Here is a 17,404-nt window from a genome sequence, read left to right as displayed (position 1 = left end):
TTATTGGGTGCTTTTTTCAATTTCCAAACCAACATCCGTTACGCCTTCAAGAATATGCAGTCCTTCTACTACGCCATTTTTTCTCATGGCATGCGAAACGGTAACCTTATATACGCCTGTTTCGGGAAAAACGATGTTTTCCTTGAACCAAAGTTTGTTTTCCTTTACACTTCCCATGCCCTTTCCCAACCATTCGCCTGTGGGTTCGGCCATTTTATATTCCAAAGTGTCCTTGGTGGCATTGCCACTAGGATATTCTAACTCCGCAATCAGGAATAAATTGCTGAAGGGAAAGGAATCATCATTTCTGATGTCAAGAAATAGGTTATACGAAGTGGTGGAATCGATTTCTGAAAACTCAAATTGAACCGGTTCGTCCATTTGCCATTTACCATCTTTGATGGGTTTATACTCGGAATAGACCATTTGGTCATTGCAAGAAGACAATGTAGCAATGGCAATGAGTAAAACCAATAAGCTATTTCGCATTGGATGATGCTTTAGGTTTGGACTTTCTTCGGTTTTTATTGTTCCTACGCTTTTTGTTCTTGGGTTTGTCAAAACGGGTCAAGCTATCTTGGCCTACCACATTTTCGAATGTGGTCTTTTCTTCACTCACATTGTCCACCGCGTAATCTTCCAGGCTGTCGATCTTCTCGTTGTTCTTGTTGAGTTCCAAAATTTCCAACACTTGTTCCTTGGAAAGGGCATGCCACGTTGCGGGATCATCTTTGTACGAAAACCAAAGGGTCTCCTTGAAAATATCCGCTTTTTGACAGAAGGCCAATCCTTTTTTGGTCATGATCTTGCTGTCCTGCGGTGGAAAATCCTGTAAGGCTTCCATATACATATCGAGCTCGTAATTGAGGCAGCATTTGAGCTTGCCACATTGCCCGGCCAATTTTTGTGGGTTAAGGGCCAATTGCTGATACCTCGCTGAGGCGGTGCTAACCGACCTAAAATCTGAAAGCCAAGTGGAACAGCACAGTTCACGACCACAAGATCCAATTCCTCCCAAACGTTGGGCTTCTTGCCTGTAACCGATTTGTCGCATTTCAATACGGATGCCAAACGCTTTGGCCATGTCCTTAATCAATTGTCTAAAATCGACCCTGTCCTCAGCGGTATAATAAAAGGTTGCCTTGGAGGCATCCCCTTGAAATTCCACATCACTGAGTTTCATTTCCAATTTAAGGGCAATGGCAATTTCACGGGAGCGTTTTTTGATCTCTTCCTCTCGATCCCGGCATTTTTGCCAAATATCGATATCCCGTTGGGTGGCCTTACGGTATATTTTGGGAAGAGTCTTATCATCCGGCGAAACCTTTTTTCGTTTCATCTGAACACGGACCAGTTCCCCGGTAAGGGTAACCACCCCAACATCGTGACCGGCCTTGGATTGGGTGGCCACCACATCGCCAATGTTCAATGGGAGATTTTCGGAATTTCTGTAAAATTCCTTTCTACTGTTTTTGAAACGCACCTCAACACAGTCAAAAGGAGTTTGACCGTTGGGCAACGACATATTGGAAAGCCAGTCAAAGACCGTTAGCTTGTTACAACCATCAGTGCCGCAAGTACCATTGTTCTTGCACCCACGCGGTTGTCCATCCTTCCCGGTTGAACAACTGCTACACGCCATATATAGTATCTTGATTGAAGTTATTTAAAAGATTGTTGTCAGTTCGAGCGCAGTCGAGAACAACTAAAACCAAATGTACATCTCGTTAGATCCTTCGACTCCGCTCAGGATGACAGTTCAATGTTACATTTCAAAGTCCTTATCTTTTTGAACAACCTCAATAGGGTTCATAAATAATTCTTATGGTAAATATAGTATAATTTATAGCAGTGGTGAAATGCTATCTCTTGTATTTCAAAACGGGGGAACGTCCCTTTTTGAATATTTTGTTGCTGGCTCCCTTGCCTTTGCGCAATTGTTTCTGTTCTTCTTCAGGTAGCGCATGGATCTCTTGGCACTCCACGGAACAACATTGGTCCATGGCCTTTGCACATTCCTCACACTGAATAAACAGCAGGTGACAGGCTTCATTGGCGCAGTTCACATGGGTATCGCAAGGTTTACCACACTGGTGGCAATGGGAAATGACATCTTCCGAAATCCTTTCTCCCCTTCGGTGATCAAATACAAAGTTTTTACCCAAAAACTTGTTCTCCAATTGTTGTTCCCTCACCTGTCGGGTGTATTCAATGATGCCCCCTTCAAGTTGGTAAACGTTTTTAAATCCCTTGTGTTTGTAATAGGCACTGGCCTTTTCACAACGGATTCCCCCGGTGCAGTACATCACCAATTTTTTGTCCTCTTTGTGTTCGGCAAGATCTCTTTCAATAATGTCCAAGGAGTCCCTAAAGGTGTCCACATCTGGAGTGATGGCATTTTTGAAATGGCCTATTTCGCTTTCATAATGGTTTCGCATATCCACCAAAACGGTATCAGGGTCTTCAATCAACTTGTTGAATTCTTCGGCCCCCACATGGATCCCTTTGTTGGTCACATCAAAAGTGGCATCGTTAAGGCCATCGGCTACAATTTTCTTGCGGACTTTGACCTTCAATTTCAAAAAGGATTTATTGTCCTGTTCAATGGCAATGTTCAGCCTTACATTTTCCAAAAAGCTGATACTGTCCAAATGGTTTTTGAAGGCTATAAAATTTTCGGCAGGTACTGAAAGTTGGGCATTGATTCCCTCATAAGCGACATAAATACGCCCAAGAACTTCCATTTGGTTCCACGCGATGAAAAGGTGGTTCCTTAATATGTTGGGATTGCCGATGTGTGCATATTGATAGAAAGAGATGGTAAGCCGATCTTTACCGGCTTCCTCTATAAGTTTTTCCCTTTCTTTTGCACTTAAGGTATTGTACAGTTGCATGCTATATCAATAATTAAGTTTAAGAATGGATCTTTTCCGGTACAAAGATAAGCATTCGGGATCGGGAGAAAATAAGAAGGCCCCAAATTGGGGCCCTCCTACGTTGTTGAGGTCTTTTTCAAAGCTAATTTTCTTCCCACCCTATATTTGTGAGCTTGACACAGCCCTATAAATATGAGTTAGTACCCATTAGATACGATGTTATTAAAAAGGTTGCGTGCCTTTTGTCGTATGTAGAAAGAAATGGTATTTTAGCCTTCCTAATCATTTGAACCATGAGCAACGATAAAGAAGCAAAATTAAAAGCCCTTAAACTAACCCTGGACAAGTTGGACAAGACCTATGGCAAAGGTGCCGTCATGAAAATGGGCGACAGTGTTGTTGAGGATGTTGAGGTCATTTCTTCTGGCTCATTGGGATTGGATATCGCTTTAGGCGTAGGCGGTTATCCCAGGGGGAGGATCATTGAAATCTATGGTCCGGAATCTTCTGGTAAAACCACGTTGACCCTACACGCCATTGCCGAAGCACAAAAAGCCGGTGGTATTGCTGCCTTTATTGATGCGGAACATGCTTTTGATCGTTTTTACGCCCAAAAATTGGGTGTGGACATTGATAACCTGATCATATCGCAACCCGATCACGGGGAGCAGGCCTTGGAAATCGCCGATAACCTGATCCGCTCTGGGGCAATCGATATTGTAATCATCGATTCCGTTGCGGCGTTGACTCCTAAAAGTGAGATCGAGGGTGAAATGGGAGATTCCAAAATGGGTCTTCACGCCAGGTTGATGTCACAAGCGTTGCGAAAGTTGACCTCTACCATCAGCAAGACCAAGTGTACCGTAATCTTTATCAACCAATTACGTGAAAAAATTGGTGTAATGTTCGGTAACCCAGAAACCACTACTGGTGGTAACGCCCTAAAATTCTACGCCTCTGTCCGTTTGGACATTAGAAGGTCTACCCAGATCAAGGATACAGACGGAGAGGTGCAAGGGAACAAGACCCGTGTGAAAGTGGTAAAGAACAAAGTGGCCCCACCGTTCAAAACTGCCGAATTCGACATTATGTATGGCGAAGGAATTTCCAAAATTGGGGAAATCCTGGATTTGGGAGTTGCCTACGAAATTGTGAAGAAAAGCGGTTCTTGGTTCAGTTATGGAGATACCAAATTGGGTCAAGGTAGAGATGCCGTTAAAGCACTTTTATTGGACAATCCGGAACTTTCCGACGAGTTGGAAAACAAGATCAAAGAGGCCATTACCGCGGTAAAAGCTTAAATCGACTCATTTTTTGGGCGAATAGACATTTGGTTCTGAAAATCCTACGCAACCCTTGCCACTACTGTACATCTAGGGAATAAAAAGGATTAGAATATGAAAAAAGTGTTAATGCCCTTATTGTTGTTTGTGGCATGCTCATGGTTCAGTTCATGTGATCTGGATGATGATTCCCCCAATTTTTACTTCACTACCCTAAACGTTGTGGAAGCGGATGTTCCCGAGGCCTTCGTTTTTGGAAAAACCTACGACATCGATGTTACCTATGTTAGACCGAATGGTTGTACCTTCTTTGAAGGATTTGATGTAACCAAGACAGCAGAAACCGACCGTGATATTGTAGTCATCGGTTCTGTGTTAACAGATGAGAACAGGGCTTGTACCGAAGCCGTGGAGGAAGTTGTGGCCACATTAAAGTTCAGTGTGATTTATACAGAAGAATATCATTTTAGATTTTACACGGGTGACGATGAAAACGGGAACGCCACGTTTGTTGAATATACCATTCCTGTAACCGAAGAGGAGCCCACAAACTAAAAAACAACAATCCAAAATTGACCAACATTTGGATCTGGAAGAACTGATAGATAATTGCAAAAAGGGCAAACGACAGGCGCAGGCCGAGCTATACCGGAAATACTCCGGTATTCTTTTCGGTATGTGCCTTAAGTATTCGCGCAATAAAACGGAGGCAGAAGACCATCTGCACGATAGTTTTATGACCATTTTTGAGAAAATTGACCAGTACAGCTTCCAAGGTTCCTTTGAAGGTTGGATGAAACGGATCACCGTTAATACCGTACTTCAGAAATACAGAAAGGAACAACACCTCAACGTAATTTCTGAAAATATTGAAGAAGAAGTGGAAGTGGATACCGATCAGACCGATATCAGTCTATCCACACTTTTGGCACATATACAGGATTTGCCACATAAGTACCGGCTTACGTTCAGCCTTTACGTGCTGGACGGTTATAGCCATAAAGAGATCAGTGAGATGTTGGGGACATCCACAGGCACCTCAAAATCGAATTTGGCGAGAGCCAAAACCATATTGAGGGAGAAAATTGAAAAAACCAAAGTAAACATTGCTTAAATAGACTCACGATGGGGAAAAAGAATTTAGAGCAATTGTTCAAGGACACCTTCCAGGATTTTCAGGAAGTACCAGATGAAAAAGTCTGGAAATCCATAGCGTCGTCATTGGACAAAAAGAAACAGAAGAAACGGGTCATTCCTATTTGGTGGCGCCTTGGTGGCGTTGCCGCGGCAGCGGCCCTTTTGCTCTTCTTGATCGATCCGTTCGATAAGGAACCGATCCAAGATCAAAACATTACAGATACCGAAACTACTACTGAACCTACGCAGCAGAACCCTTCGGGTATCGACGCCAAGGATTTCCAAAATCCATCCGGTAGCCAAAAAACCGAACAGGTAGCGGGCACTTCGACGGAAATGGAATCCGAAAAAGAATCCATGGGTTCCGAAAAGGCAATCAACCCTGAAGAACAAGTGGCAGATTCGGGCAAAAATCAGAATGGTTACGACGCCAAAACGGGTTCAAAAACAACATCTTTCAACGAAAAGAATGCTGTTGCCAGTAACATTGATGGAAATTCTAAAAAAGAAGGTGAAGTAGTTACGAATCAAAAAGAAAAGGAACTTTCTGAAAATTTGGGTCAAAACAAAGAGGCCATTGCGGATAACCTTCCCAAAAAAGAAAGCGGTCAAGATTTAGGTCGGTCCAACAAAGAAGAAGAGGCTGTCGCCTTAAACGAAGAGAAAGAGGTAGAATCTGAAAAGAAATCCATTTTTGATGCGATCAAGGAACAGCAGGAGGAAGAGGAAATTGTAGTACAAAATACCTCGGACAAGTGGTCAGTTGGGCCTTCCGTGGCCCCGGTATATTTTAGTGCTTCCGGTAACGGATCCCCGATCGATTCCGATTTCGCTTCCAATTCCAAATCCGGTAATCTCAACTTAAGCTACGGACTTACCGTTGGATATGAAATTGGCAAAAAACTGAAAATACGTTCGGGTATCCACAAAGTAAACTATGGTTATGATACCAATGATGTGGTTTTTTCTTCAACATTAAGAACCGCATCCAACGAAAAATTGGGCAATATCGATTACAGCCAAAATTCCGAAAATGTAGTGGTCCTAAGCAAAAAAAGTGCCGCTGCAGATGTGACCTCCAAGGAAGTTGCCCTGAGCGAAGCCCCGACCCTGGATGGCAAAATGGTACAACAATTGGGCTATATTGAAGTCCCCTTGGAATTGAACTATGCCCTGGTGGACAAAAAGTTCGGGGTGGATTTGATCGGCGGGGTAAGTTCCCTGTTTTTGATCGACAATTCCGTGTTGTTGGAATCCGATGAGCTCATTACCGAAGTCGGTGAGGCCAATAATGTGAACTCCACAAATTTCAGTGCAAACGTGGGTATGGGACTCAACTACAATTTTGCTCCCAAGTTCCAGTTGAGCATAGAACCGGTATTTAAATATCAATTGAACACCTTTTCCAAAACGGCAGGGGACTTCCGCCCCTATACCATTGGCGTTTACAGTGGTATCAGCTTTAAGTTTTAGGAAACAAAATGTTGGTTAGGAAGATTGTCCCTTTAGACAATCACTTGAGTGCCCCGCCAGAACGGGGCACTTTTTTTGCAATGCCTTCATAATTAAATTTTTATTACTTTTCTTCTGAATACTAACCTCATTCATTTTGATCAGTGAACCGTTTGAAGATATTCTCATCTACTTTTCCAAATCCTTGTTAGGTAAGGAAAATGAAGACGACATTCTCTGGGACCTCGCCAAGAACTGCATTGCAAAACTTGGGTTCGTGGACTGTGTGATTTATATCTTGGATCAGGATACGAATATTTTGGTTCAAAAAGCGGCCTATGGACCAAAAAGCCCAAAGGACAAAACTCTTTTCAACCACTTGGAAATCGCTCTTGGGCAAGGCATCACCGGAGCAGTGGCGCAAACAGGTGTTGCAGAAATCATCAACAATACTGCCGAAGATCCAAGGTACATTATGGATGACGATAACCGGCTATCAGAAATCTGTGTGCCCATTGCCCATGAAAACATTGTGTACGGGGTAATCGATTGTGAGCATCCCGAAGTGGGCTTTTTTAGCCCGCATCACCTCAAAATGCTTACCGCAGTGGCTTCCATTTGCGCTATCAAGATCAAAAGTGTGAGGGCCAATAACGAATTGGCAGAAAAAAAGGACAAGATCTTAAAAATTAGGGAAGAGATGCTGGAACTGAAACTTCGTGCCCTCAACTCACAGTTGAATCCACACTTTGTCTTCAATTCATTGAACGCTATCCAGTATTTTGTGACTTCGGAGAAAAAGATCCCAGCCTTGGAATATCTGTCTACCTTCAGCAGGTTGATGCGGTTCTATTTGAAACAATTGGACAAGGATACGGTATCACTATACAATGAGATTGACATGCTGCATTGGTATTTGAAACTTCAAAAATTGCGATATGATGATTCGTTTGAATATACCATCACCTTGGAAAAAAACTCGGATAAATTGGAGGAGGCCATTATTCCGGCTTTCATAATCCATACGCTGTTTGAGAACATTATTGAACATTCCATGTTCAACCATCACAAGGGACAACATTTCAATATTGTTTTTAAAGCTTCAGCAAAAGAGGTCATTGTGGATGTGGAATACCGGGAACTGGATTCCGACGTGGCCAACCAACCTGAATACAGGAACAGTATCCTAAAATGGCAGGATCAAATAGAGCTGCTGAATACCGTAAAAGGGTATGCTATTCAAAACCAAAACCTTACGGTAACAAACGGCACTAAAGAATACAGGAAAACCACTCTAACGTTGCCCAATCTTATGTAAGTTACACTGAAGGGTCGATTAGTTCCTTCAAGATTACGTTACGCACTTCTTCCCTTAAGGTCGAAGTGTCCTCGGCACTGAGAATGCCCGTCTCAAAAAATGGGTGCACCTTGGCCCGGATCCTACCTGGTCCCCCACTTAAAAATGTAAACGAAAATCGCTTTTTGTTATCGTAAAAAGTCATGGGCACTATCGGAATCTTATGGGCGATAGCCATTTTGAAGGCCCCATCCTTAAATTGGTCCAAGATCACTCCTTCATCCGGAACCCCTCCTTCCGGAAATATGCAAATGCTCAACCCTTGGTCCAACCTGCGTTGAGCCCTGCGATAGACCCCGGTCCGACTGCGAACGTCATCACGATCCACCATAATACAGACCCGTTTGTAGAAAAATCCAAAAATAGGAATCTTGACCAATTCCTTCTTCCCCACAAAAACGAATGGGTTCCGGCTAACGACCAACATCAACATAATATCTAACATACTGGTATGGTTGGCAACGAGCATATAACTTTTGCCCTTTACCATCCTTTGTTCCCTTACAATTTTTGGAAAACAGCCCATGCCATATAAAATGGGCCTGGCCCAAAGGTTTCGCGCTGTCCAAAAAAACTGTGGATAGGTACTTTCAGAAAGGGTCAACAGCAACAAAAAAGGAAAAAAAAGGAAAATGGGAACGGCAACCAACACATAGAACCATATCCTATAGATGACGTACCCAATGTTCTTCATCAGTTGTAGCATGCGCTAAAAGTAGCCTTTTTGAACGGCTTTGGAAACAAAGAACAATCATCCTTCGACCAATGGTAATTAAGTAGCCGTTTCAACCACTTTTTTAATACCCTAGGGATGCTTACTTTTACGGGCAAAATCATAGGATGGCCCGAATTCTGACCGGAATACAAAGTACAGGTGTACCCCATTTGGGGAATATTTTAGGAGCAATCGTTCCTGCCATACAAATGGCGCAGGATCCCGCAAACGATTCTTTCCTCTTTATAGCCGATATGCACTCGCTTACCCAAATCAAAAATGGGGAGCTTTTGAGAAAGAACACCTATGCTATAGCCGCTGCTTGGTTGGCTTTTGGTCTGGACATCAACAAAACGGTTTTCTATCGCCAGAGTGATATCCCCCAAACCGCTGAATTGGCTTGGTACCTCAGCTGCTTTTTTCCATATCAGAGATTAACATTGGCCCACTCTTTTAAGGACAAGGCCGATCGTTTGGATGATGTGAACGCAGGTATTTTTACCTATCCAATGCTTATGGCAGCGGATATTTTGTTGTACGATGCCGATATTGTACCTGTGGGCAAAGACCAATTGCAGCATTTGGAAATGACTCGCGATGTAGCCTCCAGGTTCCATACCCAAATGGGGGAGACTTTTGTATTGCCACAAGCCAAAGTACATGAAGAAACTATGTACGTACCTGGTACCGATGGTGAAAAAATGAGCAAGAGCCGAGGGAATCTTATCGATATTTTTCAGGCGGATAAACCCTTGCGCAAGCAGATTATGGGCATTGTTACCGACAGTACCCCTATGGAGGACCCAAAGGATCCTACCCATGATAATGTGTTCGCCCTGTACAAACTTTTGGCTTCCCAAGAGCAAATTGAGGAAATGAGTGCCAATTACTTGGCCGGAAACTATGGTTATGGGCATGCCAAGCAAGCCTTGTTCGAACTGATTGTGGAAAAATTCGCGGAACCCCGTGAAAAGTTCGATTACTACATGAACAACCTTGGCGAAGTAGATGATGCCTTGTTCCATGGTGCTGAAAAGGCCCGCAAAGTGGCTAATGAAGTATTGGCAAGGGTACGAGAGAAGTTGGGGTATTAATATTCCTATTGTCATTCTGAGGCGGAACGAAGTGAAGACGAAGAATCCCAATCAACAGTCAAAAAGAGATGCTTCACTTTGTTCAGCATGACACGCTGCAAACAAAACACAACCCCTTGTCATTCTGAGGCGGAATGAAGTGAAGACGAAGAATCTCACGCAACAGCCAAAAAAGATGCTTCGCTGCGCTCAGCATGACACGCTGCAAACAAAACACAACCCCTTGTCATTCTGAGACGGAACGAAGTGGAGACGAAGAATCTCACACAACAGCCAAAAGAGATGCTTCACTTTGTTCAGCATGACACGCTGCAAACAAAATACAACCCCTTGTCATTCTGAGGCGGAATGAAGTGAAGACGAAGAATCCCAATCAACAGTCAAAAAGAGATGCTTCACTTTGTTCAGCATGACAACTGGAATTAAAACAGAAAACCATCCTCTAAAAATTCAAAATCAGGGTTAGTGGATTTAATCAATTCCAATTTTTTAACCCTTACCCACCCTTTGATTTCTTTTTCTCGCGCAATAGCATCTTGTATCCAATAGTAGTATTCAAAATAAACCAAGTGCCTACATCTGTACCTTGCTGTGAAGGTATTCTTTCCCAAGCGAATGTTTTCGTCATATTCGATCAATCTACGTTTTAAATTATTGGTCACTCCAGTGTAGAGAACAGTTTTATGTTGATTGGTCAAAATGTAGACATAGTATTTACCCATTATTTCTTTTTTATTATTATTTGAGATGCTTCGCTACGCTCAGCATGACACTCTGCAAACAAAACCTTCTCAACTGTCATTCTGAACCGAAGTGCAACGAAGGTGAAGAATCTCACACAACACCCAAAAGAGATGCTTCGCTGCGCTCAGCATGACACACTAATTGTCATTCTGAGACGAAATGAAGTGAAGACGAAGAATCCCAATCAACAGCCAAAAGAGATGCTTCGCTGCGCTCAGCATGACATTCTGCCTACCTCTCAAATCGCTTCGAACAGTTTACCGGGTAATGGACGGATCACTCCCTTCATTTCCATGCTCAATAAAGTGGACGATGCTTTAAAAATGGGCAATTGACACTCCAAAGCCACGGTGTCCAGTAATTGTTTCCCGTTCAACTGCAAATAGGAGTAGATTGACTGTTCTGTTGGGTCCAACTCGACGAACAGCTGTTTTTGCACCGGATTTTTCTCGTTTTTAGGCTCTAAATCCCATCCTAAAAGATAAATCAGCTCCGCTGCGGACGTTAACATGTGTGCTTTTTGCTGCTTGATGAGGTCGTTGCAGCCCTTGCTCCATTTATCGGTTACCCTTCCCGGTACCGCAAACACTTCCCGATTGTACCCGTTTGCCAAATCTGCAGTGACCAAACTGCCCCCTTTCTCGGCCGACTCCACTACAATGGTGGCTTCACTTATTCCAGCGATGATCCGGTTCCGTTTTAAAAAGTTTTCCCGATCGGGTTGACTCGTACTCCAGAATTCAGTTAAAAATCCTCCGTTTTCTTCAATCTGGCTCTTATATTTTTTATGGGATTTGGGATAAATCTGGTTCAAACCATGAGCAAGGCAAGCAATGGTCTGCAACCCTTTGTCCATGGCCGCTTTTTGAATGGTGATATCAACCCCATAGGCCAAACCACTCACAATTACAGGATTTAAGGGAGCTATTTCCTCTATAAAGCCTTCGCAGAAGGAAGATCCATAGCTGGTCACATTCCGAGTTCCCACCACACTGATAATTTTTCGGTGTTTCAGATCCATATTTCCACGTTGGAACAATACTATGGGGCCATCCACACAATGCTTCAACTGAGTTGGGTACCCTTCCTCCATAAAATAATGGGGTGTGATGTCTTCTTTGGACAAAAATTGGTATTCCTTTTCGGCTTCATCAAGATAATTTGGGTCGAACAAATCCTTTAAGGTTTGTTTCCCGATGCCATCAATTTTTAATAGGTGATGCAGTTTATCCTCAAAAACTGCTTTTGGACTTCCGCAATGGGCAACTAATTTTTTGGCGGTGATATCGCCAATGTTGGGAATGGATTGCAGCCTCAAAGCCGCAATAATTTCAGGTTCAGTCATTTGATTTGGGATCAATGTTGTTCACAAAATACAGAATTTCAAATGTTAATAAAAAGTCATTCGGCTTATTTTCTACTCTTTCATTTTTTACAATATTTGTGGCCATGCGGATTGATTCTTACATAGAAAAATTGCTGTTCGAGTACAATTGTGTCGTAGTTCCCGGTTTCGGGGCCTTCTTGGCGCATAGCAAATCCGCAGATATTGATTTGGCGACCAAAACCTTGGTCCCTCCTACCAAATCCATCTCCTTCAACGCCCAACTTTCCAAAAATGACGGACTTTTAGTATCGCACATTGCCAAGGAAAAAAAATTGGGTTACGAGGAAATGTTGCAGGAAGTGGAAGATGTGGCCAACACCTGGAACAAAAGATTGAGCCTTGGGGAAAGCATTGAACTTTACGGAATAGGAAAACTTTTCCACAACAAAGACCAAAAAATCCAGTTTCAGCCCGAGAACAAGATCAACTTTTTGACCTCCTCCTTTGGTTTAACATCATTTGCCGCTACACCCATTCAGCGTGAAGTGTTAAAAGAAGAAGTACAGGAACTGGAAGAAAAAATTCCGTTCATCATTACTCCGGAAGTAAGGGAAACTACCTCATTCAGGCCTTGGTTGAAATATGCCGCCGTTATTTTGTTGGCTGTTTCATTGGGAGTAACTGGATATAGAACATACGGAGACCTTCAACAAAAACAGGTTGCCGCCCAACAGGATGCCCAACAGCAGGTTTCTCGTTTGATCCAAGAGGCCACTTTTTTTGAAAGCGCTCCATTGGAACTTCCTGCGGTTACCATTGAAGTAACAAAAAGACATTTGGGCAAACACCATGTAATCGCTGGTGCCTTCCGTGAAGAGCCCAACGCCGAAAAAAGAGTGGAACAGCTCAAGGAAAAAGGATTCAACGCCTTTTATTTGGGTGTGAACAAGTATGGCCTTCATCAAGTGGCATACGACAGCTTTGATGATCCTAAGGATGCTCTTGCTTTTCTTAAGAAAGTGAAGGCTACGGAATCCAAGGATGCTTGGTTGCTTTCCGAGAAATAGTCCTCTATTTTTTTAAACCACTCCCCACTTCAATATCTTTGCGCAAAATTTTAAGGTATGCGCGCCAAAACTCCAAGTGAATCCCGAACCGTAATGACCGATTTGGTCCTGCCCAGTGAAACCAATCCGCTCAACAACCTTTTTGGGGGCGAACTGTTGGCCCGAATGGACAGGGCGGCCAGTATTGCGGCCCGTAGGCATAGCCGAAGGATCACTGTGACCGCATCGGTTAATCACGTTGCCTTTAACCGTGCCGTACCTTTGGGAAGTGTTGTGACCGTTGAAGCTGCCGTTTCCCGAGCCTTTACTACTTCCATGGAAATTTTTATCGATGTTTGGATCGAGGATCGCTTTACCGGTGAGCGTACCAAAGCCAATGAGGCCATTTATACGTTTGTTGCGGTGGATGATACGGGAAAACCGACCGAAGTTCCTGCTTTGGAGCCCGAAACAGACTTGGAGAAGGAACGTTTTGCCGCCGCCCTTCGAAGAAAGCAATTGAGCTTGGTATTGGCAGGCAAATTGAAGCCTTCAGATGCTACGGAACTGAAGGCCTTGTTCATTTCTTGATGGATTAAAAATCGAAATTGTCAGGGTCCGGACCAAACCGTTTGCCCCTGTCCAAGCTATCCAACAATTGTACATCCGCATCACTGATCTCAAAATCGAAAAGATCGGCGTTGGCAACAATGCGTTCCTTTTTGGATGATTTGGGAATGGTGACCACCCCTTTTTGAAGGTCCCAACGCAGCACGATCTGTGCAATGGTCTTTTTGTATTTGGCTGCAAGATCTTTCATTACATCCAAATCGAAGATATTTCCCTGCATCAAGGGTGACCAAGCTTCGTATTGTATGCCTTTGGATGCACAGAAATCAACCAGCTTTTGTTGCACCAGATACGGATGAAACTCCATTTGATTTACCATGGGAACAATTTCTGCTGAGGTCAATAAATCTTCCAAATGATGTTGCAAAAAATTGCTGACCCCGATGGATCGAACACGTTTCTCCTTATAAAGTCGTTCCAAGGCCTTCCAGGTCTCTTTCGATTTTTCTCCTTTAGGCCAATGGATCAAGTAAAGATCCAGATAATCGGTTCCCAGTCGGTCCAAACTCGCATCAAAAGCTTTTAAGGTGGAATCATACCCTTGATCGGTGTTCCATACCTTACTAACGAGAAACACATCTTTTCGTTCTACACTGCTTTCTTTGATTCCAGTTCCTACTCCTTCCTCATTGTGATAAATGGCAGCGGTGTCGATATGGCGATAACCATAATCCAAGGCGTCTTTAACGGCATGGATTACTTCGTTACCATCTTTGGAAAGATATACGCCCAAACCAAAATAGGGCATTTGGACCCCGTTGTGCAATTCAAAGGTCCCTTGAAGGTCTGTAATTTTTTTCATAAGCTATAGTTGATAGATCCACTCCTCGGGATTCAACCGATTGGAATCTTTATAAAGATAGAACTTCAATTTGGTAGAGCCATCAAACCGATTGGTATCAATTTCCCCCAACACTTCTTTGGTGGTTACCTTATCCCCCTTTTTTACATATAAAGTGGAAAGGTTGTAATAGGTGCTGATATAGTTCCCGTGCTTTACCTGAACGCCTTTGTTTCCGCCGGGAACGGAAAGAATGGCAATGACCTCCCCCTCAAAAATGGCCCTGGCTTTGCTGCCTTTATCCGTGGTGATGGTAACCCCGTTGTTCTGATGTTTGATTCCTGGATACAGTTTGTCCGCATACACCCCATAACCTTGGCTCTTGATCCCTTTTTCCACAGGCCAAATAAGCCTTCCTTTATTGGAGGAAAAGTTGTCGGCCACCAACTTGGACTCCGGCGTCAAGGCAAAAGTGGCGCTACTTGTAGACTTCCCAGAACTTTTATTGGAACTGGCAATGGCACTTTTGATCAATCGCTCAATCTCTCGATCAATTTTACGGGCCTCTTTTTGCTTTTCGGAGATGGAGGCAGTGTATTTGGCCTCGTTTTGCTTGATGCTCGTTAAAAGATTCCTTTGGGCTTCAATTTCCTTTGAAAGTTCATCTTTGGCCTTGGTGTTTTCTGCCAACAATTGATCTTTTTCCTTTCGTTGACGGACCAAATCCTGGTTCAGTTGGGTCAGCTCTTCGGTTTTGACGATAATATTCTCCCCTTGCTTCTTTCGATGTTTGGCATATTGCTGCATGTACTGGAAGCGTTTGAATGCCTGAAAGAAGTTTTCGGCAGACAATAGGAACATCAACCTATTGTTCTGGGATTTGTTCTGATATGTTTTCTGAATCAGACTTGCATAATCTTCTTTGAGCAGCTTCAAATCTTCCCTAAGCTTACTAATGCTTCTAATATTAACATTAATCTGCCGATTGAGCAGGTTGGATTGCTGATTGGTGACCCGAATAAGCTCTTGACGAACGTTGATTTTATTGTCCAAAGCCTCCATTTGATCCAAAACGGTTCCCTTCTCCTTTCTTTCGGCGAAGAGCAAACGGTTAATTTCCTTGATTTCCTCTTGAAGCCGTTCCCGTTTGGCCTCCAAGGATTTTTGCTCACTGGTTTGGGCAAAGGAATTTTGCGATATAAAAATCGTAAGTATAAGTAAATAAAAACAATACGAAATTTTATCTTTCATATTACTTTAATGTAATTTTTTCAAATCCCTTAGGCACTTTATACGGAAAACTTACGGGTTGGTTCAATTCTACATTACGGAAACTAAGATCAATCTTGGTCAATTCGCCCGCATCTTGGGCAGTAATCAAAATTTCATCAGGCAATACGTTACCAGAAATATCCTGATAGGTATATTTTGCGCTTAATTGTCTTGCCTTTTCGGGTTGGGATATTTCCTGAGTGGCAATCTTGAAGTTTTTTGGCTCCAATTGAAACAAAATCTTAAAAAGTTCTTGAGCAGTTTTTGGTTTTAATTGGTAATTGCCATCAAAAATCTCAGAGTTGTACTTTTCCTTTCTTAAATCCATCACGGCATTGCCCAACAAGAGGTTCTGCACTTTTTCAAAATCGAGGTCGGTTCCCAAGAGATGGCTCAAATAGCTAAAGTCGCCATCAAAATACTCGTTTTCCAATTTGTTGTAAAAGGAAACCTTTTCCGGGGTGATATGGGCCTTGACAACACCCAGTGGCGCGCTTAACCAAATCACTTTATCCTTTTCCATCCGCAAGCTAACATTTACTCCCTGCGATTCGTCCCCGTTGGTATAATCAATCTTTACACGGCCACTCAACGTTTTAAAACGGGGTTGGTTGGTATAGTGGTTGTTGATGATATTCTTTACAGATAGTTTCTCATCGGCTTCACCTCCCGTAACGGTTTTGGTGCTCTTACAAGCCCCTAAGAACAATACCAGAAGTAGTAACCCCCATGTTTTAAAATATTTTCCCCTTCGCTGCATCATCATAATCCGGAATTTATCTTGTTCAAATATTCGTTTGCTTTTTGATCATTGCCAATGCTGGTATACGCCTTGGCCAATTCCTTGTACATATTGTTTTGTAATGCCCCGTCATCCAACAGATAATCCAGACCGCTTTCCAATACTTCAATGGCCATGTTGGCGTTGGAAGTATTGTTAAGGGAAGTGCCGTAAGCAAAATAAAAATAGGGCTGCAATGGATAACTGTCCAACGCTTCTTTTGCTATGTTCAGGGCACTTTTATAGTCCGAAGCAGCCAACAGTTTTTCCAATTGTGTTCGTATTTGAGCCACCGGATCATCAGTATTTCTTTCCTCCTTTTGAACTATCGGAACAACAATTTTTTCTTTTTCCCCTTGGATGGAATCATTGATTTTTCGACCCAATTCCAATGCCAATGAAGAATTTCCTAACTCTTTCAGGATTTTCTGGGCATCGGCATATTGTTTTCTTTTGAAATAGCACAAAGCCAGGTTTTCCTTCAGCTTTTGGTTTCCATAGGGAATTTGTGCCTTGATGGTCTCGATTGGACTTCCCTGCTGTTCCAAAACCGAAACCAAATTGTCCAAATACCAATAGTCCGAAGGTTCTGAAAGCAGCGCTTCAATGCCATATTCCTGAGCCTGGACGAATTTCTTATCCAGCAGATACGCTTTGGACAGCTCGTAGTCCACCACATTGTCATTGGGATCCAACTGCTTGCATTTTAGCAACAGCTCAATGGCGCGGTCGTAATTTTGGATACCTTTTTGCTTGAGTGCCTCAAAAAAGTTTTCTTGAAACTCATCGGTATATTCTTCAAGATACACCTCTGCACTTTCCTGTTCTTCTTGGGCATAGGAGGTGTTCCATGTCATTGCTGACACTGCAACTCCCATCCAAAGAAAAAACATCTTATTCATAGCATCT

18 protein-coding genes are annotated in these 17,404 nt (G+C 42.9%); 8 read left to right on the top strand and 10 right to left on the bottom strand.

What is annotated here, in order from left to right:
- From LKX84_RS08490 to LKX84_RS08480, 3 genes are all read right to left on the bottom strand, one after another.
- Positions 1–489 (bottom strand): gliding motility lipoprotein GldH, encoded by a 489-nt coding sequence (locus LKX84_RS08490; protein WP_228236718.1) that lies wholly within the window; start codon positions 487–489, stop codon positions 1–3.
- Entirely contained in the window at positions 479–1,642 is a 1,164-nt protein-coding gene (locus LKX84_RS08485; RefSeq protein WP_228236717.1) for a stage 0 sporulation family protein, read from the bottom strand. Before LKX84_RS08485 ends, LKX84_RS08490 begins: the two co-directional genes overlap by 11 nt.
- A gap of 220 nt (positions 1,643–1,862) precedes the next feature.
- On the bottom strand, positions 1,863–2,894 hold the full coding sequence (locus LKX84_RS08480) for a rhodanese-related sulfurtransferase (protein ID WP_228236716.1): 1,032 nt from the start codon (positions 2,892–2,894) through the stop codon (positions 1,863–1,865).
- 275 nt (positions 2,895–3,169) lie between these two features.
- Between LKX84_RS08480 and recA the strand changes: the two genes are divergently transcribed.
- The 5 genes from recA to LKX84_RS08455 all read left to right on the top strand — a co-directional run bounded on the left by recA (position 3,170) and on the right by LKX84_RS08455 (position 8,066).
- Complete coding sequence (gene recA / locus LKX84_RS08475; RefSeq protein WP_228236714.1) at positions 3,170–4,177, top strand: recombinase RecA; 1,008 nt, start codon at positions 3,170–3,172, stop codon at positions 4,175–4,177.
- Positions 4,178–4,273: 96 nt separating this feature from the next.
- Positions 4,274–4,714 carry a hypothetical protein gene (locus tag LKX84_RS08470; RefSeq protein WP_228236710.1) on the top strand — a complete coding sequence of 147 codons (441 nt, stop codon included), beginning with the start codon at positions 4,274–4,276 and terminating at the stop codon, positions 4,712–4,714.
- Between the two features lie 28 nt (positions 4,715–4,742).
- Positions 4,743–5,273, top strand: a complete 531-nt coding sequence (locus tag LKX84_RS08465; protein ID WP_228236709.1) for an RNA polymerase sigma factor — start codon at positions 4,743–4,745, stop codon at positions 5,271–5,273.
- An 11-nt stretch (positions 5,274–5,284) separates the two neighbouring features.
- On the top strand, positions 5,285–6,769 hold the full coding sequence (locus tag LKX84_RS08460; RefSeq protein WP_228236708.1) for an outer membrane beta-barrel protein: 1,485 nt from the start codon (positions 5,285–5,287) through the stop codon (positions 6,767–6,769).
- 136 nt (positions 6,770–6,905) lie between these two features.
- A complete protein-coding gene (locus LKX84_RS08455) occupies positions 6,906–8,066 on the top strand; it encodes a histidine kinase (protein ID WP_228236707.1) in 1,161 nt (386 codons plus the stop codon).
- Between the two features lies 1 nt (position 8,067).
- Here LKX84_RS08455 and LKX84_RS08450 read toward each other — a convergent pair whose 3' ends face one another.
- Positions 8,068–8,811, bottom strand: a complete 744-nt coding sequence (locus LKX84_RS08450) for a lysophospholipid acyltransferase family protein (protein WP_228236705.1) — start codon at positions 8,809–8,811, stop codon at positions 8,068–8,070.
- A 134-nt stretch (positions 8,812–8,945) separates the two neighbouring features.
- Here LKX84_RS08450 and trpS point away from each other — a divergent pair, with 134 nt between their 5' ends.
- On the top strand, positions 8,946–9,914 hold the full coding sequence (gene trpS / locus LKX84_RS08445) for a tryptophan--tRNA ligase (protein WP_228236704.1): 969 nt from the start codon (positions 8,946–8,948) through the stop codon (positions 9,912–9,914).
- A 422-nt stretch (positions 9,915–10,336) separates the two neighbouring features.
- Here the strand turns inward: trpS and LKX84_RS08440 are convergent, their stop codons facing one another.
- Positions 10,337–10,636, bottom strand: a complete 300-nt coding sequence (locus LKX84_RS08440) for a GIY-YIG nuclease family protein (RefSeq protein ID WP_228236702.1) — start codon at positions 10,634–10,636, stop codon at positions 10,337–10,339.
- A 260-nt stretch (positions 10,637–10,896) separates the two neighbouring features.
- Complete coding sequence (dprA, locus tag LKX84_RS08435; protein ID WP_228236701.1) at positions 10,897–12,003, bottom strand: DNA-processing protein DprA; 1,107 nt, start codon at positions 12,001–12,003, stop codon at positions 10,897–10,899.
- A gap of 104 nt (positions 12,004–12,107) precedes the next feature.
- On the opposite strand from dprA, the gene LKX84_RS08430 reads away from it, so the two are divergent.
- Both LKX84_RS08430 and LKX84_RS08425 read left to right on the top strand, forming a co-directional pair.
- Positions 12,108–13,052: an SPOR domain-containing protein gene (locus LKX84_RS08430; protein WP_228236700.1), complete on the top strand. Its 945-nt coding sequence runs from the start codon at positions 12,108–12,110 to the stop codon at positions 13,050–13,052.
- A gap of 57 nt (positions 13,053–13,109) precedes the next feature.
- Positions 13,110–13,622, top strand: a complete 513-nt coding sequence (locus tag LKX84_RS08425) for an acyl-CoA thioesterase (RefSeq protein WP_228236699.1) — start codon at positions 13,110–13,112, stop codon at positions 13,620–13,622.
- A 4-nt stretch (positions 13,623–13,626) separates the two neighbouring features.
- Here LKX84_RS08425 and LKX84_RS08420 read toward each other — a convergent pair whose 3' ends face one another.
- Genes LKX84_RS08420 through LKX84_RS08405 form a run of 4 tightly spaced genes read right to left on the bottom strand, consistent with a single transcriptional unit; the run spans position 13,627 to position 17,397 of the window.
- Positions 13,627–14,463 (bottom strand): aldo/keto reductase, encoded by an 837-nt coding sequence (locus tag LKX84_RS08420; RefSeq protein ID WP_228236698.1) that lies wholly within the window; start codon positions 14,461–14,463, stop codon positions 13,627–13,629.
- Positions 14,464–14,466: 3 nt separating this feature from the next.
- Positions 14,467–15,693 (bottom strand): murein hydrolase activator EnvC family protein, encoded by a 1,227-nt coding sequence (locus LKX84_RS08415; protein ID WP_228236696.1) that lies wholly within the window; start codon positions 15,691–15,693, stop codon positions 14,467–14,469.
- Position 15,694: 1 nt separating this feature from the next.
- Positions 15,695–16,480, bottom strand: coding sequence for a DUF4292 domain-containing protein (locus tag LKX84_RS08410; protein WP_228236695.1), 786 nt, complete (start codon positions 16,478–16,480; stop codon positions 15,695–15,697).
- Positions 16,477–17,397, bottom strand: a complete 921-nt coding sequence (locus LKX84_RS08405) for a tetratricopeptide repeat protein (protein ID WP_228236694.1) — start codon at positions 17,395–17,397, stop codon at positions 16,477–16,479. The genes LKX84_RS08410 and LKX84_RS08405 overlap by 4 nt, the downstream gene beginning before the upstream one ends.
- Positions 17,398–17,404: the final 7 nt, after the last annotated feature.

The organism is Allomuricauda sp. M10 (genome assembly GCF_020782875.1).
Classification (GTDB): Bacteria; Bacteroidota; Bacteroidia; order Flavobacteriales; family Flavobacteriaceae; genus Flagellimonas.
Note: the sequence above shows the minus strand (reverse complement) of the source record. Positions and strands in the feature narration are given on the sequence as shown.